This window comes from Ruegeria sp. BF6, from assembly GCF_056538665.1.
The window spans coordinates 264,458-290,180 of the sequence record NZ_JBQFTN010000002.1 but is presented as its reverse complement, the minus strand read 5'-3'; the positions used below and the strand labels follow the sequence as shown (position 1 = coordinate 290,180).

The following is a 25,723-nucleotide window of genomic DNA, read 5'->3' as shown; positions in this document are numbered from 1 at the left end:
CGCCTCCTTACTTCAGATTAGGCCGCATCGCGGATGGTGCAGGCCGCAAAGGCTGCAACAGTGACGTCTGTGCCGCTGGTCACAGCGATGCTTGAGGAAAGTGCGCCCGATGCAACAACGGTGTCGGTGTTGTTGGTGATCGCCCAATGTGTCGCTGTACCTGTCCCGGAGGGTGTGATGGTGGTTTCCGGGCAAGTATTGGTGCGGCCATCAGTTGCGCCGTTCCCTTGCGTTTGGGTCACGGCAGCGTTGCCGAGGTCATTGCCTGTTACGGTCGCGTAGGTGCCGCTGGGATCGGTGCTGCAAAGGTGCAAGCGCGTCCCGTTGGTGATGCCCCAATCAAGGCCCTGGTCAAACACTTCATCGTTCATAAAAGCCATTTCGATTTCTCCTGTCTGGCTATGCTGCGGCTGGAATCGTGTCGATAACCGAGCCAGTGAAACCCCAGCCTTCATTGGCCGGGAGGTTGGTCACGACTGAGCCGGTATAGGCCCAGACGCCGGACACGATTGCTGCCGTGCCAACTTCTGAGGCGCTTTCAACGCCTGATGCTGTAACGCTGGTGGTGCTTGCGGTTGCTGCGCCGACCTCTGACGCACTCTCAACGCCGGTTGCTACATACGGCCCTGAGAAGGTGTATTGAGCGACGTGTGCCTGCGCGAAATCGCTGTTTCCTGATGCGTCTTCCGGGATAACACCGAGCCAGTGTGTTCCTGCCTGAACTGAGGAAAACTCCATTGGCTCAGAACTGCCACCGGCACCAACGTTAACCGTTGTTTTGTAGAGCCCCGACCCGTTGATAATGGCGTTTGCCGTGGTCGGTTCCGTTGAATCTACCAAGAAATGAAGCGTGGCTGCTTCTGATAGGGTGGCAGAGAACACAGATGTACTCTCGTTAAAGTTGACGCTCGTCATAGTGGGCGCTGTGGTGTCACCCGTTTCAGAGACCGCTGGACCACCAATCTCAGACGCACTCTCAACACCTGTCGCGGTTATTTCAGTGATATGAACAACCGCCGCCCCTACTTGTGTTGCGCTCTCAACCCCCGAGGGTGTTAAGACAACTCCACCAGCGATTGCCGCCGCGACCTGCGTGGCGCTCTCAACACCTATTGCCGTCGCAGCGGTGTGCGCAACGTATGGGGTTCCAACAAAGGACTGGCTGACAAGCTTGTTCGGAGTCGTATAGTTCTCTATGAACCTGCTGGATGCGGATATTTCTATCCCTATTCTGATTCCGATTCCTGGCATGGATACCTCGATTCGTCTGTGAGTTCGCCCCCGCAAGCCGCATAGCCCGCCATGTCGATCCAGTTGTCAGCGTGGGCGGGGTTTTGGCCAGCGCGAGCCACCTTCAAAAGCGTCATCATCAACGCCACGTCAGTAGGTGTGACTGTGACGCCTAGATGCGCTGACCAAAGCGCCCCAATGCGGGTAAAGTTGTTTTCCATGTTTCCGTGAGACGCCGCGCGGTCTTTGGTGGTGTACTCTTTCGCGGTGTCTAGGATTTCTGCTCGTTTCATGCGGCCCTCAGGTTTTGCAGGCCGGACAGATATGCCTCAGCCTGTAGTGGGTCTTTGAACGCAGTGCAGAAATTGGCGTCATAATCAGCTTGGGGATCGACAATCACCCAATGTGCCCTGCCCCTCAGTTTCGGGACCTTGCCGCCCTTGCTGATCCGGGTCGCCCATTTATCCAGAACCTTGTAGCCCGCAGAAGCGATACAAAGCGCGGAGTGGCCCCGTTCCGGTAAACTGTGGTCCAGAACGCCGTCAGAGTGCAGATGCCCATCCATAAGCAGATCCGCTTCTTCCGCCTCAAGCATTTCCCGAATGTGGCCGTGGGCTTTATGAAACCACGATGAGCCCTTTTGGAACTTGTGAGACAGAACCGCGCGCAGCGGTCGACCCGATGGGGTCTCAACCCGGAAATTCACGGCCCAATAGTCAGTGATGCAGTTCTTTGGTAATTCCGCCTCGATCAGTTGGGCAAGGTACGGATTCATTTCCTCGTGATTGCCCATCGTTGCGACATCAGGCTGTAGAAGCTGAAAGAAGTGCTGCATCCGCTTGAGCGCGTCAGGCAGGGTGCATTGCTGTTCCGCCCATTGCTTCGCCAGACGCCCCGCCAGAGGCCAGTTGTTAAGAACATCCCCACCATGGCACTTGATGGCGTTTAGCTCGTCAGCGGCCCGGATATCGGCCTCTATGAGCCGTAGCGGCGTCTTGTCGTCGTCCACATGCTCGTCGGTGGTGTGGAAGACGCAGAACGCCCCTTTAGGTCGCTTGATCGTACGCCATCGCTTGCGAAGTGACTCCGAATAGGCGCGCTCAAACGTGCCCGCGTGTTCATTCCAGGCTTGGGCGGGGGTCTTCTCGTCCGCTTCGGTGTTGTAGCCTAGGTCATAGATAGATTCTTCGGCCTGAACTTCGGCTAGGTTCAATTCCATTGCATTCAGCACGTGGCGCTTGAATGTGCTGCGGGGCATTTCTGCCCGCCTAGCGCCTACTGAATAGTTCCGCCCTTCTTCCTCGAAAATTCGGAGGCAGCGCAGGCACTCTTGCGGGTCTCTGGATGGGGTAACCATGGCTCAGACGTTCGGAACCAGAGCCATTCTCTTGAATCCACCGCCTTGCGCAGCGATGCACGTCTGATCGCCATTTGTGACGGTAGCGGTCCAAGACCCCGTTTCGATGTTTCCCCACCACATGACTAAGCGCCCCTTACCATCAGTTCCGTGGGCAATGGGTTTTTCGCCATACTTCTGTGTCAGGATTGCAATCACGTCTTTGCTTGATGCACAGTTTGGCGCGGCCAATGCCGAACATGCCAAAAGGACCGCCAAGGCGGTTGTTGCGATAAGTTTCATGAGATTCCCCTCCGGGATGGGCTTGCGTTGCACAGGTGCGAGCCAGAGCCTGTCTTAGTGGTATCTTGCGTGAGACTTTCGGCAGTGTTCCCGCCCGAACACACGCACCCAGAACGCCCAGAACGGGCGATGCTGGTGGTGGAATGCATAACTGCAAAATGACTCGTTCCGCCCGCACAGCGCCTTGTGTGTCAGCCGGGACAGGTTGTTAATCACAGCGTCAGGTTTTGCTGCGCCTTGACTCGGCCAAAGAACGCCAGAGCCAGACCGATCAAGCTAACAAGGTTCTCGACGTGGGTGTTCAGTTCGGCAGCATCTTCGACGCCGAAATTCCACCCCATCAGCATTGCCACCTGTGGGGCTGCGGCAATCAACAGGCCCCAGATGGTTTTGGACTTCAGGATAAACTTGTCGTTCATTTCTATGCCTCCAACAGTTCACAAGCGAACGCGATTGATTCAAACTCATCCGGGGCAAACACCGGACCTAAGCGGCAGGCGCTATTCAGGACTGCGCGCTGTGCGTCGGTCAGATCAGGGGCCGTCACTTCGCCGTCAGAGAGTTCGCCTGCAAGGAACACGGCTTCGGCAAGCAGTGCTTCGCGTTGTGCGGCTGTCAGATCAGCACAAGCCGACACAAAAAAAGCCGCTCCAACGGCGGCGTACAACATCGGTTTCATGGTGTTTCCTCTATCGTTTCAGTCTACGCAGAAGGCGGGTAAGCCAACTGACCTTTCGGGGGTTCTTCAATACGGTGTAGGTGGCGCGCTTGGGTTTCTTCTGGACGCGATCAAGGACAACGCCGTCCCACCATGTTTTCGCATCGAAGCCTGGGCATTGAGTGGCAGCGCCGGGCATATCTCGGTGGCCCAGAACAACAGCACCGGGGAACCGCGCCCGCATCTTGTCGATGAGTCTAATCATGGCTTGGGTTTGCGCGTCGGTGCGACTGTCAAAGCCTGTATTAGGATCGGACTTGGTTACCCCACCCTCATAGCAAATTCCGATGCTGATGGAGTTTTCGCCCTTGGAATGTGCGCCCGTCTCAAACCGTCCCGGCTGGGACAAGTCACGCCCCGCCTCTACCGTACCATCCCTGCGAATAAACCAGTGGTAGCCGATTTCCTTGAACCCGCGCCGCCTATGCATACGGTCGATATCCGCAGCGGTGAACGAGTTTTCAATGGGCGTAGCTGAGTAGTGGATGACGATGTACGCCACCCTTGAATCGGGTAGATAGGACATGTGATTTACCTCAGTTCTGTGTGACCGGGCGCTCTATGGTGAATGGTGAAAACGTTACTGCGGCGGCACACCGTTTTAGGTGGTACAATCCCCCAGAATGGGCGCATGACCGTCCAGCATGTTTTTGTTGTGTACTGCCCCGGTTCGAGCGGCCAGCAATCCGGATCGCCATCAACCCACCACACCAAGTCATTCCCTGACGGGTTTGGAGAGGCCGGATCATATGGGAACGCGGCAGGTGATGCCGTGCAGATCCCTTTGCCGTCTGTCACACGAATAATCCGAACAGAGTACCGGATCACAACAGGCCGCTTTATAGTCCGTTCAATGGTTAGTGTCGGAGGCGCCGCTTCAGTTCCGTTTGTGAAGAAGTAATCTTCTGCATCAAACCAAAACCAGTTTGCAGGTACAGCCGCCGCCATTACCCAAACCACCTGAAGGGCTACAATCACAGAACAAACACGGAAAAGCACTTTAAGATTAATCATTTGAATATTACCGACCGATAAGACCAAATCACCGCTCCGAGCGTCATGATGACTGACCCGAGAACCGATATGCCCCAGAGCAAGCGCTTCTTTTCAAGGGCCTGCTCTTCTTCTTTGAATTCCTTAAGGTCTCGCTCAAGCTCCGTGATTTTCTGTTCCGCCTGCGATAGGCGATATGAAAGAATATCCTTTTCCACACCATCGGCCCCGCTTGCTATCAGGCAATCCCGAACAGGGCGTCTAGATCCGCGTCCGTCGCGCCAAATGCTGCGGCCAGCGCTGGCATTAGAGTGCCGTTGCGCCTTATCGGATCACGTGACAGAGCGTCCAGAATGGCTGGTCCTTGCTCCGCCTGCGGCAATGCATCGATCACTCCTTGGAATTGCGGGGGTATCTCATTGCCCGCCGCCCATTGCGCTGCCTGTTCAAAGGTCACGTAGCCCGCCTGCGCAACAGCGGCACCGAAAGCAAAACGAGACAGCGTTGCGCTTGCTCGCTGCTGATCCAAGGAAGCCGGAACCGGATCTGGCTCAGCCTGAATAGCGGTCAACTCACTAGCGGTTAAGGGGGTTTTTTCCCCATTCACATATCTAAACATTAGCCCAGCCCGTATAGAGTGAATTTTCCCGCCATGACCCCAAATTGCGGGTAAAAGCGGAGTGCGTTAACGGCGGTCGTGCTGCTGCGCTGCCCCCCAGCGGTTCCCGAGACAAACACTGACGAGTTGTTGACCCCCGAATACACGTTGTTGAACCCGGTTTCTTCAGTTCCGCCGGGATTCGTTACCAGGAGGTCAACCCGCGCTGCGTTCGTATCATCTAAGGTGGGCGTGCAAATATATGATCCCGCAGTGGCACCCGTTGATGAAACACTAGCACCAGCAGCAATCAGGATTTGTCGGAAGTAGTCAGATGCGCCATCATCGAAGTTTGACCCGCCATCAGATGAGGTACGCAGCCGAAGGTCTGCCCCTGACGTGCCCATGGCCAGATCACTGACAATAACCCTGTAATGTGTGAAGCGGTCGTTAGGCAGGGTAATGTCAACCGCCCCGGCTGCTGTTACATTGTACTCTTGAATCTTCGAAGCCGTCACATGCCGAGATTCCAGCCGCCACCCAGAACCATCGCAGTACAGAGTGGCAATCTGGCCGTCTAAAAGTGTGGTTGCGTTGATCGTATCGGACCCATCAGGGGTAAACGTAACATCGCCGCCATATGCCTCAACCATCACGTCCCAGCCGTCACCCGCAACACTCGCCGCCAAGAGCGTCAAAGTCATGTCTGCGGTACAGCGAATGTACTTCCCTCGATCACCAGCAACGAAGGTGTAGTTTGTGGCGCGGGTCTCAACGGGCCGACCCAGACTAGAAGCGTTTTCGATTGCCTCCTGCACATTGTTGGCCGGGTTGTTGGCAACGGGCGTGAAGGAAATATTAGCCGCTGTTGTTGCACTAGAAGTCATGGGGGCCGGATCAAGCGGGGAGCCGTTAATCTCCACGTCACTTGCGTCTGTGATGACAACCTTCAGGGCGGGCGACCCAGAGTGCCAGACCGGGGGGAATTTACCCTGTGAATCGGCTACCAGTGGCGATGGGTGGGCCGTGGAAAGCGCACTTGTCGTATAGACCGTTTCTAAATTGCTGGTTCCGGTCTCATAGAAGTACGCTTTAGCGCCGCTGATAGGATCGCCGTTTGCGTCCAACACCCGAAAGGGTGTCAGAGTGGATAGCTGTTCTGCCATGATTTCCCTCAGAAATTCACCCTATTGAATACTTTCAATTTCGCGGGCATTGTTGGTGGGGTTGACGAGAGGTTTTTATGAAGCGCTTTTTATTCGTATGCTTTGCGATGCTGTCAGGATGCCAAACAACAACGCAGGCAACCCAAATTGATCAGACCCTTATGGACCTGTCCGCTGCCTGTGTTGGTGGCGACGATAAGGCTTGTGATAGCTATGCCGAGCTATATGACGTTCGACAACAGCAACGGGTTGCTCCGGTTTATGTGCCCCAGCCTGTTTACCAACCAACACAGATCCAGCCATTTCCGCAAATGACCAGCCCGCAAAGAACGGTTTGTCAGCCGCAATACGGGCAGCAAGTTGTTTGCACCACTTATTGAGGCGCAATTAGCAGTTCTGGCGAGGTGTTTTCGTTGTCCGCTGGGATTATAGACGCCGCATCAGCAGCAGACAGTCTTAGAATGGTTTGTGCGTCCTTCGCGTAGGGAGACCCGCCTTTAGCAAGGGCCTGCATGGCCTTGTAGTCACCGCGCGCGGCCCTGTTTGCTGCCTTCAGGAACCTCTGGGATGTCATTGCACGAGCGGAAAGGTTCGCCGCACCTACCGCCGATGCCGTCGCTACAGGGCTAACACCTGTCCCAAACACGATGGCAAGCCATGTCTCTACTGTTCCAGTATTTGAGAAATTCCGCTCTGCGTTTGCCCGCTTTACGCCTTCGGCAACACGCGCCAACTTATCGAGTTGCGCCCGCGCTCCTGGCTCCAACAGCACAGACTTCGCCTCCCGGCTCATCTTGTTCCATTCGGTCAGGAACTTTCCGGGGGAAAACACGTCACCTGTTGCGCTCTGATGACCTGCCGGAGCCTTGCCTAGGCGGTCAATGATACTGGCTGAAACTGTATTCCAGTCCTCTTTGGGCATGGATTTCTTGATAGCATTCATGCGGCGCACATCCGCAGTGGCCCTGTCTGCCTTGGTCATGTTTGCAAACGCCTCAAAGGCGCGTTCGGGGCTGTCTGCCTTGATAGTCTTGTCTAGTGCACTTTCGATCCTGCGCGCCCCGGCACCATAGTGCTTGTTGGCCCGGTTCCATGCCGCCTCGGCCTTCGGCCCCGCTTTTTGCGTCGCCGCCTGCATGTCTGCGGTAAGTTGACCGTACATCTGGCGTAGTTGGGATTTGTCTAGCCCCTCTAGAGGGCCGGACTTGCTTCCAATAGCTCGCCCGATACTGGAACGCAGATCCTTTATTGCTCGCCATGAAAGCCCGCCTTCCATGTCGCCCGCGAGCCGTGCGAATTTGTTCAGACCAAGTTGCTGCAACATTGCAGGTTTGTCAGCGAACTCAGACGTCAATTCGTTGACGAATCTAATGGTGTTTGGTGAATCGACAACCATGTCGTTAGGAATGAACTCGTCAACGCGGTCATACAACTTTTTCGATGTTTCCTCGAAGCGCTGAACAAACTTCTTTACACCTCCCTGAAGAGTTTCCCCGGCGTCTGCTGCGCTTTGTGCTTCACCCACCCCACGCCGCACCTGTGTAAAGGCGCGCTCAACGTCATCGACAAATCGCGTTGCATCGTTTTCCAATACCTTCCCGACACCAGGAACCTTTTCCAAGGCAGCAGCAACCTGACCGTGAGTCTTCCCTGTGGCCCCAAGGCTGGGAACAATATTAAGATCATCCGCCGCACGGGCGATCTCCTGCCGAGGGGTTGGAGACTTGTTGAGCGTGTCCGCTGCCTTTGCAACTTTACCTGCGGCACGAACCCCACTCGAAACTCCGGCCAATTCCGGCGCGGCCACTTCACCCATCATCATCAAATCACGGGCGAGTTTCTTTTCCTGTGTTGGGTTTCCCCCAAGTGTCTCACCAACCAAACCAGCACCAAAAGCATATGTTGCCCCTGCCGCCGAAAGGGCAGTCTTACCCGCCGCCAAGGCGCGCTCACCCACGCCCTTATCTGGGTCCATCACCTCACCCGCAAAATGCTTAGTTGCAGCAACTGGACCCTTAGTAGCCGCCCGGATTGTATCTCCGAACCGATCCTCACGCTTCGTTGCTACATCTTGCGTGGGGTCATAGGCTTGGGGAACCATAACATCAGTCTGTGGTTCTGCCGGGGCCTGCATGGATTGCGCCATTTGAACAAGCTGTCGCGCCGCATTGGTGTCGCCCGAATTCTCTGCGTTTTGTGCCGCGCGCATCAGTTCTTGAAAGGTTGCCATTTCGCCCCCATTTTTAGGGTATGATTTTGAAGTGGACGCCGCATAAAACGGCGATTTGCATAGCTTTAGGGCTTTTGTCTGCTTGGTGCGGAGTGGCCATCTACACCCTTGGCACCGATTGGTGGGTGCCGAGCATCTGGCCTATAGCCTTTGTCGGATATATGGTTTTTCTCATTGTCCGTTGGGAACGGCGTATTTATCGAACAACGCCTTCTGCTCTTCGCTCTCAAACTGAAACTCACCAGAACCTGAACCGACCGCCTCGGGGGTAGGCTCCTGCTGTTGAAGCTGGTCCACATACTGCGCACCGTCACCTGATCCAGCTCGCACACCCGCTATTGCATTTTCACGGTTCTTACGCTTCTGTGCTATCACCGCCTCACTGTCGCCAGGTACGGGGAAATATTGTTTCTCCGCATTGGCAAATTCCTGATCGCTGATAACTGCGCCAGATTCACGGCGCAGGATGGCATTCACAAAATCGCGGCGCGCTTGGTCGAACTTCTGGAAGTCCTCACCAACAAAGTAGTTACCCAGCCCAAGGGGGACCGCATCCGCGTTTTGCTCAAAGAAGCTAAGCCCCTCTTGCTCCAATTCGTTTAGAATTTTCTGCGAATCATTCAGGCGGATCAGGAACCCGGTGTTTTTACCTGCGTCAACTGTCAGTTTCGGCGGTGCGCCGGAATCCCCAAAGCCCTCAACAAGGGTAACGCTGCCATCTGACCCAACACTCACCTTTTGCGTCTTTTGGCCTGCCCGCTTGTACTCAATCCGGCTTAACGGTGTGCGGCCTGCTGCGGTTTCCTCGGCTACATAGCGCCCGTATTCGTCGGCTGGGTCTTCTGGCTCAGTCACATCCTTAACGGTTTTCAGAGTATCCAGTACATCGCCATAAATGGCAGCAATCGCCGGGAATTGCTCAAGACTCTGGATCGGCTGTTCACCTGCACTTTGCAGGATTTGATTGACGCCGTTCAGATCCCCGGCCTGATACATGCCGATTGCACGGGTAATCCCCTGTTCTATCTTCGCGGCTTCTGCTGCGCGTTGCTCTGCGGTCAGCTTGCGCGCGTATTCCTCCGCTGCCCGCTTCGCATCTACATTGCGCTGGTTCTGAAGTTGATGCTGACCTTGGATTGCCAAAGCCTGCGCCGGATCGTGCTGCGCCAAGGCGTTCAGGGCGTTTTGATCACCGGCTAGGATATTGGCTCCTTGCGTCTGGTATAGGTTGCGCAAAGCGTTCTGCTGTTGTGTCTGATCTGCCTGTGCCCGCAGTGCCTGACCGCGCGCGAAAGCATTGATCCCATCAACGCCGCGCCCACCTAGGATGATATTTGCGTTCATTCCTGACATGTCATTCCTCAGCTAAATCTCAGCGGTGTCGGAGGTGCGACCGAAGTCATAAACCGCGATGGGTCCAGTGTATGCGGGCGCAGGGCGTTGCTTCGTGGTTGTTCCGGAGTGTCACCCCCGGAAAGGGCGTTTGGTTGCTGTGCGGGCATGTCTGCCCCCTGTGGAACGTCGCCCAGAAGCGCGATGGCGTTCTGCCGGTGCCCGTCCATCTGTTGAGTGACCTTATCCCGAACCGTACCGGGAGCCCCGCCATTGTTTGCGTCAGAGGCGTTGTAGCGCCCAACCCCACCCGCATTGATGGCTGAATAGATATCCAGCAACCCCATGCCGGGGCGAACTCCTGTTGAGCGCAGGTAGTTGACCACCGCACCCTCAGGGCCGAGTTGCGAACCAACCGGGTTAGACCAATCCACCCCGTATTGACGGGCTTGGGGTTCGCCAAACTGGATCAGGCCGCGATGCTGACCCCACTGCGTTGTCGGGCCTATCTGCGTCGGATCAAACGTACCACCAGTTTCATAACTAATGGCCGTGGCAAGATCCAAAGGGTCTATACCCAAGGCCCTTGCCGATGAAATGATGCCCTCACGCAGCGCATTCATCAGAACAGCGACCCTACGCTATTCATTAGATTGCCTGGCACCTGAATACCGTTGGAAGCGGTCAACATGTTGCCGCCGTTGTTCATGTAGCCGAAAGCCCCGATAGCGTTGTTAATACCGCTGTTAATGGCGTTGGCTTGGCCGATGTAGCCCGCCGCCTGTGCGTTGCCCATATTGGCATAAGCCGTTCCGGCACCGGCACCGTAGTTTGCCCCTGCGGTTGCCATATTGCCCGCTGCGGCCTGTCCCTGTGATGCTTGTCCGGTAAGGCGGTTCAGATAGTTGTTGTATTCCTGATTAGCCAGACCCGTTCCGAATTCCTGTTGAGCTTTTAGGGTAGCCCCAGAGAACACGTTCCCGCGCGCCGCTGCGCTGTTATCAATCGCCGCTTGGCCTTGATCCAAGGCGAATTGATAGCCGGGCGTTGCCTGGAACCCCCGGTAAGGAGTACCGCCACTGTTTTGGGAAACCCAATATTCAGCGTCCCCCCTGCTGTCGAAAGTATGCCCGCCAACGGTGTACTGCGTTGCGTATTGCTGAGGCCGTGACCCTGCACCACGGAGCAAGTTGCCGTCTTCGTCGCGGTTCCAGTTTCCGAAAATGAGGTCTTGAAGACTGTGCCCCGTCGCATTTCCTGCCTGACCCGGCACGCGTCCGCCAGTTGGGGTTCGGACTTCTTTAATCTCGTAGTCAGTCGCCCCCATAATTGGGACTTCACCACCCAGCAATTCATAACGTAGCGCATTTGAATAGTCCGTCCCCAGATTCAGAAACGGCTCGAAGCGATCAACTGTTTCGTTGTAGATGTCCCGCTGAAGGTCGACCTGAAGTTCTGCCGCTTCTGTCTGTGCGTCTGCTGCGTCACCTGCAGCATTTGAACTGAGAATACCGCCAGCGATGCCGCTAATTGCTGCGCCTATACCCATGGTGTCCACTCCTGCGTGACGACGCCGTTTTGCATCGTTCCAATTTCTTTAAACCCGAGCCGCCGTGCATAGCTCAGGGCCTGCCTGTTGTCCTGGTCTGTCCATCCGATGATGAGATTTGGCTTATTCGCCTGCCAAAAGGCACTCAGAACCGCGCGGCCTGCGGGGACCGTTTCCCCCCAAGCTTCGGGTTTGACCGCGTAATGAGCCATCCAAACACCGGGCCAGAATGAGGGGTGAAACACACCGCACACACCTCCATTCGCCCAATATTGAACCGGGTCACCCGGCAAGTTGTCAGGGTCGATATCCAGTTGCTGTGAAGGGTGTAGGAAGTATTCCCGCGCCTCGTCTCTGGTGATCTTCACGACTCAAGCGCCTCAATCCTTGCCTCTAGGGCCTCGATATACCGCGACATTTCTGCAATCAGCTTCAGAAGCTCAAAGGTCGGCATTCCCTCCGGCGTTGAAACCTGCGTTGTGCTGTTTAGCCGTGGCGCGCTCATGCCAACCTCAAGTTTTGATCAGAGAAAAGTGGCAGTTCATAACCGTGCGTTATGTCGATCCGCGCCGTTAGCTGCCGAAACTGCCCCAGAGACCGGAACACGACGAGATTTTGATAGTCCCCCAGATCCCCCATGGACGCGCGGCGCTCGTCGCTCCACGTGTGGCCCCGATCCTTCGAAAACCGAACCATCAACTCTACAGAGCTATCCGTGGGAACCCGCCCGTAGTCCGCCATGAACTCAAGCGCAGGCACCCTGAAGCGCGCACCACCCCGCCTTAACGTCCGGGAAACCGCGCGGCGATACAGTGTCCCGCCCTTATCCTGTGGCGTGTTGGAGAGGCGCGAGATTGCGCCAAGTTCAGATGCAACCAGCCATTCACCGGCGGTCGTTTGTGCGGCCTCTACGGCGTCCCATGGGCCGTGATCCACACCCTCGGAACGCTCGTGCCATTCCGTCGTGGAAAAGTCGAAAACCCAGGCTGGACGCCCCGAGAACCGAAGCACACAGAACTTGTGCCCCTCATGCTCATAGTAGAAGCAGTGCGTCGGGTTCTTTTCTCGAATATCCCTTGTGACAGGCTGGGTGCTGATGGGCTTCATGCCCTGCCCGGTTGTCAGGTAGGCAATGCCGTCGTTACCGACGAAAAACAGACCGCCGCGAAACTTTGTCAGCAGGTTGAACGACTTCAATCCCGTTGTAAGAACGCCACCTGAAACCCGTTGAAACGCCTGCGACGAGTCCGACGCGCCGGTTTCATACCAAATCTCAATAGAGCGCTCTTTGAACACCCAATAGTTGCCATTCAGAGCAACGCCCCGGATGTTGTTGTCTTCCCCCGCCTCTGTTGTGGCGAAGTTCAGCCCGTTCAGGGTGGTCGGGTCTGCGATATCCGACCACTGGATACGACGCCCACCCAATTCCGTCAGAAGCGTTCGCTGCCCGATGGTTTCAACAGATCCATAGTTGCTAAACGCCCCGTCTGCTGGCTCTGCCATCGCCGTTCCATTCCAAGTGTAGTAGTTGCCCCCAGCTACAGCGGTGACGTACCCGACGTTTCCGGCGATGGCAGTATTTACATCGTCGGCAATGGTCCCAAGGGCGCTTGGTACGCCATCATCGCTCAGAACGGACAGATTCCCGCCGGATGCAATGTAAACATCGTTATCAACCCACCGCATTGCGCGCTGAAACTCATTCGGCGGGCTGTAAACGCTGACCTGACCCGGCACCGGGCGCAGGATATAGCGTGTTAAATCACCTTCCGTGACGGGTTCGCGGTATAGGTTCAGCAGGCGTGATGTTCCGGCCCCCGGAGCGGTTTCGCTCTTGGCGGATTGGCCTACAAACTCAACCAAGGCCATGTGTTATCGACCCTGATAGCTCAGAGTGCCATCGCGGGCTTTCTTGGACGGGACTTCATAAATCGACCGATCAAACGAAACTGTGTCGATTGTGAGATAAGCCACCTGAATAGCCCGAAAGAAATCATCTGCGTCAAAGCTAACGGGGAATTCGTAGTTCGGAGCAAGCCGGGACGCGAGAATATGCACCGTGCCCTCCTTGAACTCATCACCCAAAGGGAACGTGCCATTCAACGTCAGGTCGGAGTGACTGATATCAACAGAACGCAGTTTCCACTCATGCAGAAGCGAGTTCAGTGTTTCCAGCCCTTCGTCGGCCTCATCGGCGGTCATGGACGCATCGTATGCGACAATCCCACCCTTTCGGTAGGCGCGGCGAATAATGTCTCGCATCGTTGCCATGACGTACCCCACAAAAAGAAAAACCGGGGCCACTACAGCCCCGGTGATTGATTAGTTGGTCAGGCGCATGCCCAAACGCTGATCCAGACACTTCACGCCGAACAGCATGTCAAAACGCATGTTGTGCTGGAGCGTGTTGCCATCGACCCACTCGGTGCACGAAATCGTGACCTTGTTGCCGCTCTTGGTGGAGGTTTTCACACCGGCTGCGCTCGCAATTTTCAGCGGGCGAGTGACCAGGGCGAAAGCCTTCGGATGCAACAGCAGCGACTGCTTGTTGACCGAGCCATTAGTGCCGGTTTTCACGGTGATTGCCGCATTGTCCGCTGGGGCTGCCGTGACGGTCTGGTACGCGCCAGACGTGATCATCGGCGGCGATACGGTCAGAGCCGCAGGACCGGTGGATGCGCCGGAATCAGCGTCAGCCATTACAACAAACGTCTGCAAGCGGCCCGTATCCTCTTTCGAGATGGGGTTCACTGCATTCACGCCCGCGATGGTGAACACGTCGCCAGCTTTCAGAATGCCGGTGGTGGAGTTCGTCCAGCCATCGGTGTTCAGGGTCTGGGTCCAGGTGTCCTTGGCCGCAACATAGGTCACAATCTGGCTGCCACCGTTGACCAGCGGGGTGCCGGTTGCAACGCCCGAGGTGTGGGTTGGCGCGTGGACGCTTTCATAGTTGTTGAAGCCGCCATAACGGCCAATCGTGGCTTCTTCAAAGGCAGTTTTTGCCTTGCCTTGGACGTAAACGCCCTTGAGGCCGTCCGCCAGTTCCACCGATGCATCCGTGCCGTGCACCGCAAAGCGATCCGACTGAGGGATAGCGGCATCGGTCATGATAGCGCCAGCCTTGGCCAGTTCTTTGAAGGTGGACGGAACAGTGCCGGGAGTGCCCGAGAAGTAGTAAAGCTGCGAATACAGGCTCGCCAACTCGGTCTCGATGCGGTCACGCATCTTGATGACAACCGGCTTGATAACGTCCTCTTGGACGCGATCAAAGGACAGTGTTGCATCCAGCGCGCCAATGTCGACCTTAATCGACACGGTTTTGTTCATCTGCAAGGTTGTCTTACCCTGCACAATGTCCTCGCTGTATGCGGACACGTCCAGATTGTCATCCTGGCCCTGGTAGGCAGTCGGGCGACGGATGCTGATAGTATCCCCGACCATCGCGTATTCTTTCGAATAGTCGGTGTGGACTTTGTTGCCGAGAACGAGTTCGTTCTCCAACAACATAAGACCCTCTTGTGCGAACACAGAGGGCGTCAGAAAGGAGTTAGCCATCTTCTATGGTTCCTCAGAAAGAGCCGCCAGCCTCGCGCCACGCGCGATATTCCGCAGCCGTCATCCCTGACGGGTCTTTTGCACCTGTTGCCTTTGGGGAAACGGGTGAAATCGGATCTGGGGCTTGGGTTTGGGTTCTGGGGCGCGGCGTCTGAACCGAAACAAGCTGTTCCAGCATCTGCATTGCCCCGATCATTTGGGCCTTCGGCATCTGCGCGATTTGCAGCGCCTGAGCCTTGTTCATCCCCAAGTGATAGGCCATGTCTGCGCCCGAATCCGAAAGGGCGAGGACTTGCGCCATATCTGGCGTAATTGCGACGTCCGGGGCCGCTGCGACCTGCTCAAAATCGGCGTAGCGCTCTTTTGCCTCCTCAACCTGGGACGCCCAATTCTCTCGGGCCTCTGCCATCTGTTGCTGATGAAGTGCGTCTTGCCGTTCCTTACGGGCGGTAGCCTCTTGCTCCAACCGGGCCAGTTCACGCTTATCCATGCGCTGTTCAGCGCGGTAAGCGGAAAGCTCAGCCAGATACTCGTCGTGATCGTCGAAATCGTCGATTTTTGGGGGTGGTGTAGTTTCAACACCCTTCAGGCGGTCGATTTGGGCTTGCAGATCGGCGTTCTCCGCCTGCGCCTGCGCGACCTCATCTTTTAGACGGTGCATTTCTGCCTTGCGGCGTTCCCGTCTCGCCTTGGATGCGCTTACTTTATCCTCCGCTTCGGGCTGTCCACCCTCGGTTTCGGCGGGCTGGTTTTCCACCTGCCCTTCTGTGCTTTCCGCCGCTTCCGGCGCTGTGACCTGCTCGGCCTCAGTTTGCACGACTTCAGGGGCCGCCTCTACGGCAGCCTGCACCTCGTCGGTCATTTTGGATTTTCCTTAGAAAGTGGGGGCCTGCCCCTGTTGATGTTGCCCAATGAGGGCGCGGGATAGCTCCTGCTGAACAAGCGCGGAAACCATTTCGCCTAGCTGGCCGTTCTTAGCGGCCAATTCCAACTGTTCGTTCATAACTTCGTATTGTGCCTTGTCGGCGTCCGCCTCGGCCTCTATCGCCTGAGCGTTTTCCTTGCGCATATTGATTTGAGCCATGATGCGAGCGAGTTCTTCGGCCTGAGCCTGCGCCCGCGCCGTCACCTGAGCCTGTTCTTGCTCCTCTGGCGTCATGTCCTCGGGGTCACGCAACTGCGACGGCAGGGTCTTTTTGAGACGCTCTGCAAACTGGTCTGCATCCGGCCAATCCTGCGCCTTGGCAATCAAATCCGCCGTTGCAACGGCGGCTTGCGGGAACACGCGGATGAATTCAAGCATTCCCTCAGCGGTTTCCTGACGGCGCGTCGAGTAGTTCGGGCCAACCGATACGCGGACGTCATACTTGCCAACCGTCAGGTCATTGACCGGCAGCGCGATAATCCGGCCATTATCCGAAACAAGCTGCTGCCCGTTGATCGGGACCATCTTTTCCTGATCGTCTTTGCCGAGGATCTGAACCGAGCGGGCCGTGTCGTAAACCTTCGGGATCATATCCACGATTATACGTCCGCAATACGCAATCGCCTTGGCCATGTTGTCGGAATAGATCGATGTGGAAACGTCGCTTTCCATCTGGCGCTGGCGAATGGCCACGCCTGACTTTTCGTTCGATTGGTTGCCAAGCGCGCTGTCATAAATGCCGGTTGTGGCCTTCATGTCCTCGGCGGCGTTCAGAGCCTGCTCGAACATCGCTTGTGACGAGATAGGCGGCGTAGCGCGCTGTGGTGCACCTGGGGCCTTCTCGTCCACATTATAGACCAGATACGGGCGGTTTTTCTGGTTTGCCTCGTTCCAGAACGTCTCCAAGCCCGCAATATGTTTTGGTGTCACCATGTAAGGCGCTTTGGGCTGCAACGCGACAAATTCGGTCTGCGCCGAACGCCAGTAGTTATACATCTGCTGCGCGTCTTTGGCGTACCGGATAACGCTTGACCGATATACACGATCCCCGACCTGCCATTCCTCGCCTGTGACGGCAATCACCGGAATGTGCATGGAGGGCTGTTCTTTCGGCCCCTCAAGCACGTCTGCGCCACTGATTTTGGCCCACATGACCTTATGTGTTTTAACGATACGCTCACGTACAATATCCATACCGTGAACGGGCTTATCCGTGATTTCCCCGCTGCGCAGAAGGGCCAGCTTCTTGGTTACAGGCTCTTTCCAGTAGTATTCGGCAACAATGACCTTGTTGTTTTCCTGCCAGTTCTCAAGCCCGTCTGTTGTCCCGTCATGGTCGAAGTCAACCGCCTTTTTGCCGGGGAACGCCGCCTCGAATGCCTCTTTCTTCATCGACTCGGTGATGAAAATGTAATTGCCATCCTCGCGGGTCGGCAGTTCCGCCGCCGGATCACAGTAGACCGAGAAAGCGTTGCGAATGCGCTTGATCTTGATTTCCTGCTCGAATGACTTGTCATCCACCCAATCGTTCAGGACGCGGAACCATCCAATCGAACTTGCCGCCGCGCTTTCCGCTGTCTGCTCGTACACAGAGCTTGCATCACTGGCATACTCAATCTTGCGGATTAGGCCCTCAATGATATCGGCGGTTTCAGGGTCCGCCCCATCGTCAGCCGGAATGATGTTGATTGCCGGGTTCATGCGGCGGATATCGCCTGTCACCTGCCGCACAAACTGAGGAAGCCTGTTCATTGTCAGGCAGGGCTTCAGGTCTTTCTCTCTATCTTCCCTGATATCCTGCGGCCACTGGTTGCCCACAAGCTTCTCAAGGTCGTCCATGTCCTCTTGGCGGTTTTCGAGGTCCGCATCTACAGCCTCGCTCATCCGTTCGCGCGCAAGCTTTAGGATATCGTCTTTGTTCATGATGCCAAAAATCCTTGCCCGCCGCTGGTGGCGTAGTACCGCGATACGTCCGGCACAGTCTCAACCATGTCAGGGAACAACTCGGTGCAGGCCCAAACCAGCGCGTCCGCACGGTCTGGGCTGCCGCTGCCCTGGTATCCCTCGTTAGTGAACTGTGTCAGTTGGTTCTCAAGTTCGGGGAACTGCCCGACATGCCGCACCCGGCCCTGCTCATAAAGTGCCGCAACCGGTTCGGCCCTGACGTGCTTGCCCTTCGTGGCCCTGACCTCGATCACGTTTACATTCGGCGCGACGGTCTTGATTGTGTGGGCAATCATGTCACCGCCGTTGTTTACCTCAACAACAATACCGTCCGCGTTGTGCTGGTGATACTTTGCCACCACGGCGCGCGCCCAATCAGCAGGGCTGCCACTCAGCGAGGCGTCCTCGACCACGTAAGCCTCTTGCCCCTTGTCCTCGCCCATACCAACAACGATCAACCCATGCTCATCTGAATCGTCCGTGTTGGTTACGGCCACATCCAACGCAACCACTGTGCGGCCAAGCGTCGGCACACGATCCACCCGGTAAGCGTCAATTGCCGTCTGCGTCCAGAGCGCGCCGGGAAGGTCGGATAAAAGCTCAGCGTTCAACTCCTGCCGCCCAAGCCGCGTTCCTGCGTAGCGCTTCTGGATGCGGGACAGGAACCCCGAAGCGAGGTTTGACCTGTTGTCCATGGTGCTGCCGCGAGTGATGTGCACCTTGCCTTCTTTTCCCGCCAGGATCGATTTAACCAACTCAATCGCGCGGGGCGTTGTGGTTACGACTTGCCGGGGGTGACGGCCGAGGCGAAGGCCAAATTGCGCTTGATCCCAGGTTTCACGGGCATAGCGCCACTTAGCCAACTCGTCATGCCAAATGAAGTCATGTTGCGGGCCGCGAAGCTGGTCCGGCTCAACCGCGTTGTATGTGAACGCCTTTGCCCCGTTATGGAACTCAACACACCTATTGGATTTCGTGTATATTGGCCTCTTGTCTGGCGGGAATATCCGCAACAGTTCAGAAACCATGACGTCGCGCGCGTCTGCCGCTGTCTCCGCTATGAGCGCGATCCGCTCAGACCTATTGCCCTCTACTTCTTCTCTTACCGCCTCCGCGCCCGTCCGCGTCTTTCCGAATCCCCGGCCAGCCAGGACAAGCCAGATATCCCAATCGCCATCAGGCATGATTTGCTCTGGTCGCGCCAGAAAGCCGCGCCAATCGTATAGAAGGGCCTCGGCCTCTTTATCGGTGAGTGCAGCCAGCGCCTGCGCCCTCTCATCAGGCGTCAGGCTCGCCAGACGTTCCGCTACGCTCTGCAATGTCACTCAGGAATGCAGCAAGCTTTGCCGCGCCCTGTCCTACTTCTTCGGTTTGGATTGGCCCATTGTTCGGACCCGTGAGAATGTGATTGCGCTTTGTTGGGGCCTCCAACCCAAAGAGCTTTACTTTACCGGAGACCGCGCCAACTGCTGCTGATGGGTTTTTCTCATCTACAGCCAGCTTTCTTGCCTCCTCGTATTCATTAAATGCCTGGGAAACCGTGTACTGTGAGAGCCGTGCGGCTTCCTCCTGAAGTTCCTTAAGCCTTATGGCTACCTTAGGGTTATCAAGAAGCTGGCAGGCTTCGACATAAATCCAGTTATCCCGTGCGTTTTCAGCGGTGTCATACGCCCGCCGATAAGCCTCGGCTGCGTTTCCAGTTTCGAAGTAGCCCCGCGCAAACGCCTCTTGCTTCGGGGTAAGCCTATCGCCGCTCATGGGGCAACCTCGCTTCGTAATTGATTATGCGTCTACTACAGCGACCTTGAAGCCATTTGACGCAGGGCCGTAACTCTTGGCGCTACCAGCAGGGACCAGATCCGTAACATCGGACGTCGCATCGGGGGAAAGGCCGATGGAGACATGAACATCGCTCAGCGCTGTTACTGTGATGACCTCGCCAACCTCGGCTGTTGTTGTGGTTGCCTGATTGGTAGCGCTGGATGTGATGGATTCAGCCGCGCGGGGGCGACAGCCAAATACAGGTGCGCCGCCACCCATGGCGCTACCAAATGTGATGTGGATTTTCGCCATTACTCTAACCTCTGTATCTCTCCACTGCCCGATCCAGCCATTCCCCGGCCTGAATCGCAGCGCTGATATTGTCATCGAATTGCTTACCTCGGAACGACTTGCCGTCGCCTGCGTTCTGTACCGCGTACCATGTCACACGGTTATCTAGGTCATTCGTTACCGCTTCGCAAAATGCTGCGATTACGTATTCCTCGTTAGTGGGGGTCATCCGATGAGAAATTCTATCGTCTTCAGGATGAGAGCAAAGAATCCAATAACGGCCATAATATCCATGAACCTCAATGAACCTTCCCCTCTGTATCCCGCTGGATGAACTGCGCCAGGATCTCTGCCACTTCCTCGTCATCCATGTTGGTCAGCAGCGATGCGCCGTCCTCATCCTCTTTGTACTGAAAGAACAGGAACTCATCGTCTTCTGGGTCCATGAAAAAGTTACCCGTTTTTCTGACAGAGTTGGTTGCCCCGAATGTTTCCGCTGTCAGGGCGGGCAGCGTACTGCTGTTAGAAAGGGTTCAATTCATACCCCAAAGTCCTGTCCGTATGCAGCGGATGAACGGGCCAAAGTACCTTCGGCTCAACGTCACCCTGCGCAACCGGCCTGTCCATGTCTTGCTTAGCTAATGCATTCCCCACCACAAAGGCACGATCTGCGTTATCAAACTCCCCGACAACAATGCTACCGCCGGAGTCACCACCCTCGTCCGTCACGCTTTCAAATCGCGTCAAAACGTACCGCGTCACCGGGCGCACCCGGTATTCAATTAGATGTTCCATGGTTTTCTCCACCCCCTCAGGGGCGTTAATGACTGTTAACGCTCAGTCTGGCGAATTGGCGTGCTGCCAAATGCGATTGCGATTTGTGATTGCAAAAGGAAACCGACCCGTACCGAAGCAGAGGGGCCGGTCATATCACGGCGGTCACACATGCATTCCATTATGCCAGCCGCCCAGGTTCTACCTACGCTGGCTACCGTGTATTTCTGCTATGAGGTGGAGTATTTTCTATGTTTGAGCGCGGGCCGGGCTTGATACCGGCTCCCACAATTCCCTATCTCGGTTAGACCACCAAACCAGTCCACTCAGGCGCTACCTGAGCTTTTTGACTTAGCTACCTTCAAGGTCTGCCATGTTTCCCCTCGGCTTCATTCGCGACTTCCACGTCAGGGGTAGGGCTAAACGCCGACTAATTCGCGTGTCCTTCCACGCCGCCGCGCTCAGGAGTGCGTTCCTTACTCGGTACCGGCCCTAGAAGCCATATTGGACCTTTCGCGACGAACGCACGCCAAAGAGCGGTTATGTTGAACGCGGGCCGGGCGGCACTCCGGCTATCTACCGTTTGGTAGCGGCTGGTCTCGTCCGCTCTGGACATTCGCCAGTTCCGATTTCCACGCCGCCGCGCTCAGGTTGGGTGCCGGTCGCATCAGTATTCCGCGTTTTGACATAACCAGCGATCAACCCGGTTAGCCAGCACACCACCAAAGAGCGGTTAAATTTGGACGCGACGGCAGGACTTGCACCCACGGCCTTGATCTTTCCGCGATCAAACGGAAGGCCCGTCTATTTCCGCGCCGCGCTCAGGATTGCCGCCCGACCGGGTAATTCCCAATCCGCATAAGCGACAAGCCAAAGGGCGGTTATGTTGAGGGCCTTGCACCCTCCCAGCCGTAGCATTGTTTGCGACCTATGACGCGGCTCCGGTCGGAATCAAAACGGCCCACCTGCATTTAGGCGAGCCATGGAATGAATTATTCGCATCTGATCGTTTGTGCGCATACTTCATCTGATTATGCCACATAACATACCATATTTAGTCGCATAGTCAATACTTCCTGATAATTTCCCACATATCTTGCATCGCCTCTTTCTTTGCAGAATGAATGCGTTGCTTGGTCATGCCTGTTACAGCCCGAACCTTCCGGTCTGGCATTCCGCAGGCTTTGAGATAGACCGCCTTTTTCATCTTGGACCGCTCACCGAACCGGATCAGGCAAAAGCGGTGCCACACTTCCAGGATAATCTCTGACCGCGTGACCTGCTCCGCTGATGGACGTGGGGCGCGCGCTTCTATCTCGGGCAGTTCCTCAACCTCACCCCGTAGATAGGCAGAGATACGTTGCCATTGCGTCACGTCGTCTGGTGCTTCCGGTAGAGCCGACTTCATGGGCAGTCCGGTGCGCGGTGGCCCACTATAAGCAATCTTTGAAACCTCCGCAGCCTCACAGAGCAGAGCCCACATAACGTGGGTTTCATCCATCACCACATCAGAACGGACCTGATCTTTGGCTAGATCCACACCTTCCCCGATGGTGCGCCGCCAGTCGTGGTTTCGCAGGCGACCGTCAATTTGTACTGCTACGTTCATCCCCATCACCCCTGCCCTCCAAATACCGCTGCTCTGATTTCTTCTTCTGTTGGTGGTCTGCCCGTCAGTCTCTCAACCTCGTGTGTCAGAAAACCTATGGTCTTTTTCAGCTTAGACCGCTCTACCCACAGCCGTTTTATGGTCTCGGCCTGGGTGTCGTTCATTGCCTGTAGTTGTTCGCGGGTCACTTCTGCGTCTCCGATAGCCTGTAGCGCAGACGCTGGATGGTGGCGCGCTGGCGAGCGTTGCGCTGAAGCGCTTCAATCAGTCGCTCCACGAGTTTCGTTCTGTCGAGGTGGTCATAGGCTGTGCGGTTGGTCATGACGACACCAACCGGTAGACGCGGACACCCTTCACTATTTCCTTCTCCACCATTCCCAGCTTGGCCCACCCGTTGAGGTTAGCTCGCACGACGGCGCTTTTTTGGCCGAGCATTGTCATCAGGTCACCAACGGTCAGCTCACCATGTTTGGCGAAAAGCACCGCATACCGATGCCAGACAGACCGAGCGCCGACACGAAACGGCTCCTTGCCGGACGTTTCCGTCTTGCGGAGATCCAGCCATTTCTGAGCCAGCTCGTCCTGATCATGGCTGTATGTGCGCGCCACCTGTGGCACCGTAACGTGGTTTGTGCGGCCCATGTGTTCGTTGTGAAAGTTGAACGGGGTTTGTGAGTGGAGCGTCAATGATCAAATCCCTTGCTCTGCGCGGCGCTGCTTTGCCCGCTGAATGCCCCACGCAACCGTGGTGTGGTCGCGTTTGAAAATCCGTCCTATCTGGGGCAGTGAAAGGCTGGTCCGGTTTCTGATTTCCAACATGCACTCCTGCCGAACCCGTACCGTTGAGCGGGTCCTATCCGTGCTGAGAACGGTTTCCACGGGGCAATCATTCTCGGCGCAGATCAGGGAAATGATCCGCTTGGGAACGGCCACGAAACCCTTGCGGTGGACGTGCGCCATTGCCGCAAAGTCTGTCTTCATCTGCTCGGCTGTGATGGGCTCGATCATTGGGCAGCTCCAAACCGGCGTGGCTTGAAACCAGCCTCTTTCAAAATTGCCTCGGCCTGCTCTTTCGTGACACGGGGCTTTGGTTCCTCGTAACGCTCAATCATCGGCATACTCGACACCGTAAGCGCCCGCGCCTTCATGATTTCCGCCTTCACGTGCCCTTCATTCGGCATCTTGTTTGGATTGCTGAGAACGGCGGCACGACACGCGGCCTTCACCTCATCAAGCGGATAGTCTTGCAACGCGTCCATCCAATCCGTCAGGGTTCGGTCATGGGACATCGACCCCCTGTCTCGGTCCCATCCGAAGCGATCAAACTTCTTCGCCAGAACCTCAAGCTCAACGGCCACCATTGCCCTGTGCTTCACCAAGTCCTGCGAGGCGAGCGATTTGCTCAAGGGCAGGGTCAGGCCGGTTTTCGGATCTTTGGGCAGGTCTCGGATTGTTAGGTCGGTTGTCATAGTTGCCCTCCATCAGTTTGGTGAAGTTTTGCGATTTGATCAGCCAGTCGAAGCCAAACCCCGTCCAAGCCTTCGCCGTTCTCGCGCACAGGAAGTCTGAGGACTTGGCTCTATCGACCGCCGCCCGCCAACCATCGACGCCGCCGCATTCAGCCAGCCGCGCGTGGATTTGCTTAGAACGTGTTGGGGTGATTTTCTGAACCTGCGGCCAACCCGAGTTAGCCGCCGCCTCGTTGTAAATCGAAACAGCCTCAGACAGGCCATTTGCGGGTGAAACTGACAAGGATACGTTAGTATCCTTATTACTTAACTCTGGTTCTGGTTCTAACTGGCATGGCTCGGGCATATGCTTGGGCGATGCGTTCGCATGATCACCCTCATTGTTTTTATTGGTTTTTTTATCCCAACGTGATTGCGCTGCTGCCTTTGCTTTTGCGCTCTTTTCTGTCGTGTTTTTGATTTCTTTGTCGACTCTTTCGTTAAAAAGACCGTCTTTTACCTCGGTGATCTTGCCCTCGGAAATCAGGTATTCGAGCGACTTCAGGAAGGATGCTTTTGACTTACATCCACACAGCCTAGACAGCCGATTGTCGTCCCGCTCGATGGGTCCGGCCATTTCATACATCTTGGCAATCAGGGTGATGTAGACGCCTGTTTCTGCGTCGGACATTCCCCGCGTCCCGGACAGCCAATCAGAGGGGTAGAAGGCGATGTGCAGTATACTCACTCCACGACCCCCCACAACTCGACCAGAACAGCCCCACCCTTAACCTTCTCTCCCCGTTCCAGGCTTAGGCTCCATTCGCTGTCATCCTGCCCCACAGCAACCGCGATGCCGTCCAGCCCGTACTTGATGGCGGAAAGCATGTTGTCTAAGTCACGGCGTCCCGCTGTGGGCGGGTGGAACGTGATTGCGAGGTGTTCAGCGGGTTTTGCCTTCGCTTCTTTAGCGGCATAGAATCCGGCCTCTTTGAACGCTCGCCGGATTGCAGTTGACTTTCGCCTGTCAACGCGGCGGTTAGGCCATAGCGCTTTGTCAGGCCATGGCAGCGTTATGGTTGTGCGATTGGTCATACGTCAAAGCCCTCCTGAACAGGTGCAGAAGGTGCAGGGACGAATAGGTCAGGCTGTCGATAGGCTTCCTCGACCCGCTTACAGGCGATGTCGAAATAATCCGAGTCCAGTTCGATACCGATACCTTTTCGGCCCAGCTTGGCGCAGGCTACTAGGGTTGTTCCGCTGCCCATGAATGGGTCAAGGATGGTATCACCGGCGCTAGTGAAGTCCTGTAGGAGTTCCACAAACAGACGCCAAGGCTTTTCGGTCGGGTGTCCCCCATGCCTGTCAGGCGCATTAACATTGTGCCGATACACACCGCGCTTGCCGCCTGCATTCCACTTTGCGTGGCCTTTCCCACACCAAGCGGTAACAAAGCATTCTGCGCCTTGCGCTGGCCCCTGACCGTTGAGCTGCGGCGTGCTGTCTGGCTTGACCCAAATACAAGCCCGCTTGTACTTCATCGGGCTTGCATTGATGACGTCTGCCCACTTAGCTACACCCTCGACCGTGCAGAAAGCGGCAAACCATCCCTGAGAAATTTCTGCACAGGCGGCAACAACATCGTTTCGGATTAGGTCAATCGCATCGAAATTCAGCCCCTTGAGATCGGGACCGCTGTCTACGCGGACCCGTCCGCGTAGCGAGTTCTTCGCAGCATGTAGGCTGGCTTCATATGGCGGATCAGAGAATACGTGATCGACATCTGGCAACTCCTGCATCACCTCAAGGCAATCCCCGAGGATCAACCGGCAATCACCTATGCGTTCTTCGCGGATGATCCCCATTCACACGCCCTCCGCAGAGAAAGCCCACGGTCTTTGGCCACCCTGACCGTGGAAAGGGGTGGCGGCAGTTGAGCGGTAAAAGGAGCAAAACCCGCT

The 25,723-nt window shown here is 56.1% G+C and carries 38 protein-coding genes; 1 reads left to right on the top strand and 37 read right to left on the bottom strand.

The window, feature by feature from the left end; genetic code table 11:
• Positions 1 to 17: 17 nt before the first annotated feature.
• From ACR0IM_RS09495 to ACR0IM_RS09445, 11 genes are all read right to left on the bottom strand, one after another.
• Positions 18 to 380: a hypothetical protein gene (locus ACR0IM_RS09495; protein WP_480681686.1), complete on the bottom strand. Its 363-nt coding sequence runs from the start codon at positions 378 to 380 to the stop codon at positions 18 to 20.
• Between the two features lie 19 nt (positions 381 to 399).
• Positions 400 to 1,251: a hypothetical protein gene (locus tag ACR0IM_RS09490; protein WP_480681685.1), complete on the bottom strand. Its 852-nt coding sequence runs from the start codon at positions 1,249 to 1,251 to the stop codon at positions 400 to 402.
• On the bottom strand, positions 1,227 to 1,523 hold the full coding sequence (locus ACR0IM_RS09485) for a DUF6378 domain-containing protein (protein ID WP_480681683.1): 297 nt from the start codon (positions 1,521 to 1,523) through the stop codon (positions 1,227 to 1,229). Before ACR0IM_RS09485 ends, ACR0IM_RS09490 begins: the two co-directional genes overlap by 25 nt.
• A complete protein-coding gene (locus ACR0IM_RS09480; protein WP_480681682.1) occupies positions 1,520 to 2,488 on the bottom strand; it encodes a hypothetical protein in 969 nt (322 codons plus the stop codon). Before ACR0IM_RS09480 ends, ACR0IM_RS09485 begins: the two co-directional genes overlap by 4 nt.
• A gap of 102 nt (positions 2,489 to 2,590) precedes the next feature.
• Positions 2,591 to 2,869, bottom strand: coding sequence for a hypothetical protein (locus tag ACR0IM_RS09475; RefSeq protein ID WP_480681681.1), 279 nt, complete (start codon positions 2,867 to 2,869; stop codon positions 2,591 to 2,593).
• 212 nt (positions 2,870 to 3,081) lie between these two features.
• Positions 3,082 to 3,288, bottom strand: a complete 207-nt coding sequence (locus ACR0IM_RS09470) for a hypothetical protein (RefSeq protein WP_480681680.1) — start codon at positions 3,286 to 3,288, stop codon at positions 3,082 to 3,084.
• A 2-nt stretch (positions 3,289 to 3,290) separates the two neighbouring features.
• On the bottom strand, positions 3,291 to 3,548 hold the full coding sequence (locus ACR0IM_RS09465; RefSeq protein ID WP_480681678.1) for a hypothetical protein: 258 nt from the start codon (positions 3,546 to 3,548) through the stop codon (positions 3,291 to 3,293).
• A gap of 10 nt (positions 3,549 to 3,558) precedes the next feature.
• Positions 3,559 to 4,113, bottom strand: coding sequence for an N-acetylmuramoyl-L-alanine amidase (locus ACR0IM_RS09460; RefSeq protein ID WP_480681677.1), 555 nt, complete (start codon positions 4,111 to 4,113; stop codon positions 3,559 to 3,561).
• Between the two features lie 484 nt (positions 4,114 to 4,597).
• The gene (locus ACR0IM_RS09455; RefSeq protein WP_480681676.1) at positions 4,598 to 4,798 is read right to left on the bottom strand and encodes a hypothetical protein; all 201 of its coding nucleotides are present in this window, start codon (positions 4,796 to 4,798) and stop codon (positions 4,598 to 4,600) included.
• A 20-nt stretch (positions 4,799 to 4,818) separates the two neighbouring features.
• Complete coding sequence (locus ACR0IM_RS09450) at positions 4,819 to 5,037, bottom strand: hypothetical protein (protein WP_480681675.1); 219 nt, start codon at positions 5,035 to 5,037, stop codon at positions 4,819 to 4,821.
• Between the two features lie 161 nt (positions 5,038 to 5,198).
• Positions 5,199 to 6,344 carry a hypothetical protein gene (locus ACR0IM_RS09445; protein WP_480681674.1) on the bottom strand — a complete coding sequence of 382 codons (1,146 nt, stop codon included), beginning with the start codon at positions 6,342 to 6,344 and terminating at the stop codon, positions 5,199 to 5,201.
• A 77-nt stretch (positions 6,345 to 6,421) separates the two neighbouring features.
• Here ACR0IM_RS09445 and ACR0IM_RS09440 point away from each other — a divergent pair, with 77 nt between their 5' ends.
• Entirely contained in the window at positions 6,422 to 6,724 is a 303-nt protein-coding gene (locus ACR0IM_RS09440) for a hypothetical protein (protein WP_480681673.1), read from the top strand.
• Here the strand turns inward: ACR0IM_RS09440 and ACR0IM_RS09435 are convergent.
• From ACR0IM_RS09435 to ACR0IM_RS09310, 26 genes are all read right to left on the bottom strand, one after another.
• Positions 6,718 to 8,574, bottom strand: a complete 1,857-nt coding sequence (locus ACR0IM_RS09435; protein ID WP_480681672.1) for a hypothetical protein — start codon at positions 8,572 to 8,574, stop codon at positions 6,718 to 6,720. The two genes, ACR0IM_RS09440 and ACR0IM_RS09435, sit on opposite strands and share 7 nt — an antisense overlap.
• Positions 8,575 to 8,745: 171 nt before the next feature.
• Complete coding sequence (locus ACR0IM_RS09430) at positions 8,746 to 9,927, bottom strand: hypothetical protein (RefSeq protein WP_480681671.1); 1,182 nt, start codon at positions 9,925 to 9,927, stop codon at positions 8,746 to 8,748.
• Positions 9,928 to 9,935: 8 nt separating this feature from the next.
• Positions 9,936 to 10,529, bottom strand: a complete 594-nt coding sequence (locus ACR0IM_RS09425; protein ID WP_480681670.1) for a hypothetical protein — start codon at positions 10,527 to 10,529, stop codon at positions 9,936 to 9,938.
• Positions 10,529 to 11,455 (bottom strand): hypothetical protein, encoded by a 927-nt coding sequence (locus tag ACR0IM_RS09420; RefSeq protein ID WP_480681668.1) that lies wholly within the window; start codon positions 11,453 to 11,455, stop codon positions 10,529 to 10,531. Before ACR0IM_RS09420 ends, ACR0IM_RS09425 begins: the two co-directional genes overlap by 1 nt.
• Positions 11,446 to 11,823: a GNAT family N-acetyltransferase gene (locus tag ACR0IM_RS09415; RefSeq protein WP_480681667.1), complete on the bottom strand. Its 378-nt coding sequence runs from the start codon at positions 11,821 to 11,823 to the stop codon at positions 11,446 to 11,448. Before ACR0IM_RS09415 ends, ACR0IM_RS09420 begins: the two co-directional genes overlap by 10 nt.
• A complete protein-coding gene (locus ACR0IM_RS09410) occupies positions 11,820 to 11,960 on the bottom strand; it encodes a hypothetical protein (RefSeq protein ID WP_480681666.1) in 141 nt (46 codons plus the stop codon). The genes ACR0IM_RS09415 and ACR0IM_RS09410 overlap by 4 nt, the downstream gene beginning before the upstream one ends.
• Positions 11,957 to 13,324 carry a hypothetical protein gene (locus ACR0IM_RS09405; RefSeq protein ID WP_480681665.1) on the bottom strand — a complete coding sequence of 456 codons (1,368 nt, stop codon included), beginning with the start codon at positions 13,322 to 13,324 and terminating at the stop codon, positions 11,957 to 11,959. The genes ACR0IM_RS09410 and ACR0IM_RS09405 overlap by 4 nt, the downstream gene beginning before the upstream one ends.
• A gap of 3 nt (positions 13,325 to 13,327) precedes the next feature.
• The gene (locus ACR0IM_RS09400) at positions 13,328 to 13,726 is read right to left on the bottom strand and encodes a hypothetical protein (RefSeq protein WP_480681664.1); all 399 of its coding nucleotides are present in this window, start codon (positions 13,724 to 13,726) and stop codon (positions 13,328 to 13,330) included.
• A gap of 51 nt (positions 13,727 to 13,777) precedes the next feature.
• Entirely contained in the window at positions 13,778 to 15,010 is a 1,233-nt protein-coding gene (locus ACR0IM_RS09395) for a P22 phage major capsid protein family protein (RefSeq protein WP_480681663.1), read from the bottom strand.
• Positions 15,011 to 15,023: 13 nt separating this feature from the next.
• A complete protein-coding gene (locus tag ACR0IM_RS09390) occupies positions 15,024 to 15,872 on the bottom strand; it encodes a hypothetical protein (RefSeq protein ID WP_480681662.1) in 849 nt (282 codons plus the stop codon).
• Positions 15,873 to 15,884: 12 nt separating this feature from the next.
• Positions 15,885 to 17,858 carry a portal protein gene (locus ACR0IM_RS09385; protein ID WP_480681661.1) on the bottom strand — a complete coding sequence of 658 codons (1,974 nt, stop codon included), beginning with the start codon at positions 17,856 to 17,858 and terminating at the stop codon, positions 15,885 to 15,887.
• Positions 17,855 to 19,204: a DNA-packaging protein gene (locus ACR0IM_RS09380; RefSeq protein WP_480681659.1), complete on the bottom strand. Its 1,350-nt coding sequence runs from the start codon at positions 19,202 to 19,204 to the stop codon at positions 17,855 to 17,857. The genes ACR0IM_RS09385 and ACR0IM_RS09380 overlap by 4 nt, the downstream gene beginning before the upstream one ends.
• Entirely contained in the window at positions 19,158 to 19,637 is a 480-nt protein-coding gene (locus tag ACR0IM_RS09375) for a terminase small subunit (RefSeq protein ID WP_480681658.1), read from the bottom strand. The genes ACR0IM_RS09380 and ACR0IM_RS09375 overlap by 47 nt, the downstream gene beginning before the upstream one ends.
• A gap of 24 nt (positions 19,638 to 19,661) precedes the next feature.
• Positions 19,662 to 19,952, bottom strand: coding sequence for a hypothetical protein (locus ACR0IM_RS09370; RefSeq protein ID WP_480681657.1), 291 nt, complete (start codon positions 19,950 to 19,952; stop codon positions 19,662 to 19,664).
• A gap of 4 nt (positions 19,953 to 19,956) precedes the next feature.
• Positions 19,957 to 20,160 (bottom strand): hypothetical protein, encoded by a 204-nt coding sequence (locus ACR0IM_RS09365; RefSeq protein WP_480681656.1) that lies wholly within the window; start codon positions 20,158 to 20,160, stop codon positions 19,957 to 19,959.
• 70 nt (positions 20,161 to 20,230) lie between these two features.
• On the bottom strand, positions 20,231 to 20,377 hold the full coding sequence (locus tag ACR0IM_RS09360) for a hypothetical protein (RefSeq protein ID WP_480681655.1): 147 nt from the start codon (positions 20,375 to 20,377) through the stop codon (positions 20,231 to 20,233).
• 76 nt (positions 20,378 to 20,453) lie between these two features.
• Entirely contained in the window at positions 20,454 to 20,726 is a 273-nt protein-coding gene (locus tag ACR0IM_RS09355; RefSeq protein WP_480681654.1) for a hypothetical protein, read from the bottom strand.
• 1,045 nt (positions 20,727 to 21,771) lie between these two features.
• On the bottom strand, positions 21,772 to 22,323 hold the full coding sequence (locus ACR0IM_RS09350) for a hypothetical protein (protein WP_480681653.1): 552 nt from the start codon (positions 22,321 to 22,323) through the stop codon (positions 21,772 to 21,774).
• Positions 22,320 to 22,502 (bottom strand): hypothetical protein, encoded by a 183-nt coding sequence (locus ACR0IM_RS09345; protein WP_480681652.1) that lies wholly within the window; start codon positions 22,500 to 22,502, stop codon positions 22,320 to 22,322. Before ACR0IM_RS09345 ends, ACR0IM_RS09350 begins: the two co-directional genes overlap by 4 nt.
• Complete coding sequence (locus ACR0IM_RS09340; RefSeq protein WP_480681651.1) at positions 22,499 to 22,636, bottom strand: hypothetical protein; 138 nt, start codon at positions 22,634 to 22,636, stop codon at positions 22,499 to 22,501. Before ACR0IM_RS09340 ends, ACR0IM_RS09345 begins: the two co-directional genes overlap by 4 nt.
• Positions 22,633 to 22,923: a hypothetical protein gene (locus ACR0IM_RS09335; RefSeq protein WP_480681649.1), complete on the bottom strand. Its 291-nt coding sequence runs from the start codon at positions 22,921 to 22,923 to the stop codon at positions 22,633 to 22,635. Before ACR0IM_RS09335 ends, ACR0IM_RS09340 begins: the two co-directional genes overlap by 4 nt.
• An 81-nt stretch (positions 22,924 to 23,004) precedes the next feature.
• Complete coding sequence (locus tag ACR0IM_RS09330) at positions 23,005 to 23,322, bottom strand: helix-turn-helix domain-containing protein (protein ID WP_480681648.1); 318 nt, start codon at positions 23,320 to 23,322, stop codon at positions 23,005 to 23,007.
• Positions 23,319 to 23,690, bottom strand: coding sequence for a hypothetical protein (locus tag ACR0IM_RS09325; RefSeq protein WP_480681647.1), 372 nt, complete (start codon positions 23,688 to 23,690; stop codon positions 23,319 to 23,321). Before ACR0IM_RS09325 ends, ACR0IM_RS09330 begins: the two co-directional genes overlap by 4 nt.
• Positions 23,662 to 24,510 carry a DUF1376 domain-containing protein gene (locus ACR0IM_RS09320; protein ID WP_480681646.1) on the bottom strand — a complete coding sequence of 283 codons (849 nt, stop codon included), beginning with the start codon at positions 24,508 to 24,510 and terminating at the stop codon, positions 23,662 to 23,664. Before ACR0IM_RS09320 ends, ACR0IM_RS09325 begins: the two co-directional genes overlap by 29 nt.
• Entirely contained in the window at positions 24,507 to 24,857 is a 351-nt protein-coding gene (locus ACR0IM_RS09315; protein WP_480681645.1) for a RusA family crossover junction endodeoxyribonuclease, read from the bottom strand. Before ACR0IM_RS09315 ends, ACR0IM_RS09320 begins: the two co-directional genes overlap by 4 nt.
• Positions 24,854 to 25,627, bottom strand: coding sequence for a DNA-methyltransferase (locus ACR0IM_RS09310; RefSeq protein ID WP_480681643.1), 774 nt, complete (start codon positions 25,625 to 25,627; stop codon positions 24,854 to 24,856). Before ACR0IM_RS09310 ends, ACR0IM_RS09315 begins: the two co-directional genes overlap by 4 nt.
• Between the last annotated feature and the right edge of the window lie 96 nt (positions 25,628 to 25,723).